Raw genomic sequence first — 2602 nt, 5'->3', positions numbered from 1 at the left:
ATGGCCGATCGCGTCGGCATCATCCGGCAGGGCGAAATCCTGATGGTGGATGACAAGGACGCGATCATGAAGCGCCTGGGCCGCACGGAAGCGCATATCGTCCTGACCGAGCCGCTCTCGGCCCTGCCGGACGCATTCGGCAATTATCCCATCACGATTTCGGACGATGGCCTGACCTTGACCTATCGCGGCGGGGACGGCGCGGGGCAGGGCAAGGCGGACGTGGCCGAGATCACCAAGGCGCTGACGCGGCAAGGCATCGACTATCAGGCGATCGATCAGCACGAGTCCAGCCTGGAGGATATCTTCGTCGACCTTGTCGAAGGCGGGCGTCAGGAGCAGATGGCATGAGCCTGTTCAACGCACGCAGCGCGGGGACGATCTACAAGCAGGAATTGCTGCGGGCCTTCCGCACGGCGCTGCAGTCCATCCTGGCACCGGTGCTGACGACTTCGCTGTACTTCGTGGTGTTCGGTGCGGCGATCGGCGGACAGATGCAGCACGGAATGGACGGCGTGAATTACGGCGCTTTCATCGTGCCCGGTTTGTTGCTGCTGACCTTGCTGGGAGAAAGCACCAGCAACGCCAGCTTCGGCATCTACATGCCGCGCTTCACCGGCGCGATTTACGAACTGCTGTCCGCTCCGGTCGGCGTGGCGGAGACGCTGGCCGGCTTCGTCGGGGCGGCCGCCACCAAATCGCTGATCCTGGCTTCGATCATCCTCACAACGGCCACGCTGTTCGTGGACTACACGATCGTCCACCCATTCTATGCCCTAGGCTTCATCCTGCTGGTTTCCGCTAGCTTCTCTTTGTTCGGTTTCATCCTGGGCATCTGGGCGGATAGCTTCGAGAAACTGTCGGTAGTGCCAATGCTGATCCTGATGCCGCTGACGTTCCTGGGCGGCACGTTCTACTCGATCGACATGTTGCCCCAACCCTGGCGCACGGTGGCGCTGGCCAATCCGGTTGTCTATCTCGTCAATGGCTTGCGTTGGACGTTCTACGGCAAGTCGGACGTGTCGATCTGGCTGTCGCTGGGCCTGACGCTAGCGTTCCTCGCAGCCTGCGTGGCGCTGATCGCGTTCATCTTCCGCACCGGGTGGCGCCTGCGCAACTAAGCCGTTAAAGGCGCGGGAGATGTCTGCCCGCGCCGTTGCCTTTGCCTGCTTCCTTGTTGCCGCTACGTCTGCCGCGCCTGCGCGGGCCGAATTGCCCGGTCCGGTCCGCGCAATGATCGAGGCCGCGATGGCCACGGACGACGCCAAGGCGGTCGACGCGGTGGTGAAGGCGGCCAAGGAAACACAGCCGCAGGACAGCGCTGAAATCGATGCGATGCGCCAGAAGTTCGAAGACACTCACAAGCTGGTGGTGACGGAGAAAGCGGATAACGAACGCGCCCGCATCCTGGCCGCCCGGCCGCTGGAACTGTGGAGCGGTGAAGGCGAAGTGGGCGCGTTCAGCTCCACCGGCAATAGCCGCAACTCGGGTGTTTCCGTTGGCGTAAAGCTCAGCCGCCAAGGCGTCTATTGGCAGCACCGGCTGCAGTTTACCGCTGACTATCAGAAGACCAACCGCGTGGTCTCGCGCGAGCAGTATCTGGCGCTTTACAATCCGCGCTACACCCTCAGCGATCGGTTCTACGCTTACGGGCTGGCGCAGTACGAGCACGATCGGTTTCAGGGCTATGACAGCCGCACGTCATTCTCGCCGGGTTTCGGCTATCGCATCTTCAATTCAAATGATTTGAAACTGTCGTTTGACGGCGGCCCGGCGCTGCGCTTCACCGACTATGTCGACGAACCTTCGAAAACCACCGTCTCTGCCCTTGGCGCAATCGATTTTGCCTGGAACGCCACGCGGACTTTGCGCGTCACGCATCAATCCAGCGCCTATGTCGAGGCGGACAACAGCACTTATACCGCCACGACCTCGCTGGAGGCGGGAATGCTGAAGGGCTTGAAGGCGCGCCTGTCCTACCGCTACGAGCATGATACCGACCCCCCGGTCGGTTCGCGGCAGACCGACACGCTGTCTCGCTTCACCCTCGTTTACGGCTTCTGATCACCGCCATGACCCGCTTCGCGTTCGACATCCACGCCACCGATGGCCGCGCCCGGACCGGGCGTATCACGATGAAGCGCGGGGAAATCCGCACGCCTGCGTTCATGCCCGTGGGCACGGCGGCGACGGTGAAGGCGATGAAGCCGCAGGATGTCCGCGCGACCGGGGCGGACATCATCCTGGGCAATACATATCACCTGATGCTGCGCCCGGGCGCTGAGCGGGTGGCGCGGCTGGGCGGGCTGCACAAGTTCATGAACTGGGATCGCCCGATCCTGACAGACAGCGGTGGGTATCAGGTGATGAGCCTGTCTGACTTGCGCAAGATCACCGAGGAGGGCGTTACCTTCGCCAGCCACCTCGACGGTTCGCGCCACTTGCTGACGCCAGAGCGCTCGATGGAGATCCAGCGGCTGCTCGGCTCCGATATCGTCATGGCGTTCGATGAGTGCCCGAAGATCGACCAAGGTCGGGACGTGATCGCGCGATCCATGGAAATGTCGATGCGCTGGGCCAAACGCAGTCGCGAAGGCTTCGA

Annotated in this window: 3 protein-coding genes and 1 pseudogene; all 4 read left to right on the top strand. The window is 62.5% G+C overall.

Translation table 11 applies throughout. From position 1 onward, the window contains the following. A pseudogene (locus ACHWRX_RS14850) lies at positions 1-351 on the top strand (multidrug ABC transporter ATP-binding protein); the annotation flags it as partial. Continuing rightward, a complete protein-coding gene (locus ACHWRX_RS14845; RefSeq protein WP_394659762.1) occupies positions 348-1121 on the top strand; it encodes an ABC transporter permease in 774 nt (257 codons plus the stop codon). The pseudogene ACHWRX_RS14850 and the gene ACHWRX_RS14845, both read left to right, overlap by 4 nt. Before the next feature lie 19 nt (positions 1122-1140). Further along, on the top strand, positions 1141-2064 hold the full coding sequence (locus ACHWRX_RS14840; RefSeq protein WP_394659761.1) for a YdiY family protein: 924 nt from the start codon (positions 1141-1143) through the stop codon (positions 2062-2064). 8 nt (positions 2065-2072) lie between these two features. Beyond that, on the top strand, positions 2073-2602 hold a 530-nt coding region (locus ACHWRX_RS14835; RefSeq protein ID WP_394659760.1), incomplete at its 3' end, for a tRNA-guanine transglycosylase.

Origin of the sequence: uncultured Novosphingobium sp. (genome assembly GCF_964277725.1) — a bacterium.
GTDB classification, from domain to species: Bacteria; Pseudomonadota; Alphaproteobacteria; order Sphingomonadales; family Sphingomonadaceae; genus Novosphingobium; species Novosphingobium fluoreni.
Note: the sequence above shows the minus strand (reverse complement) of the source record. Positions and strands in the feature narration are given on the sequence as shown.

Excerpts from the sequence above, each read along its gene's own strand:
- ACHWRX_RS14845 (WP_394659762.1), top strand. The coding sequence starts at position 348 with ATGAGCCTGTTCAACGCACGCAGCGCGGGGACGATCTACAAGCAGGAA.
- ACHWRX_RS14840 (WP_394659761.1), top strand. The coding sequence starts at position 1,141 with ATGTCTGCCCGCGCCGTTGCCTTTGCCTGCTTCCTTGTTGCCGCTACG.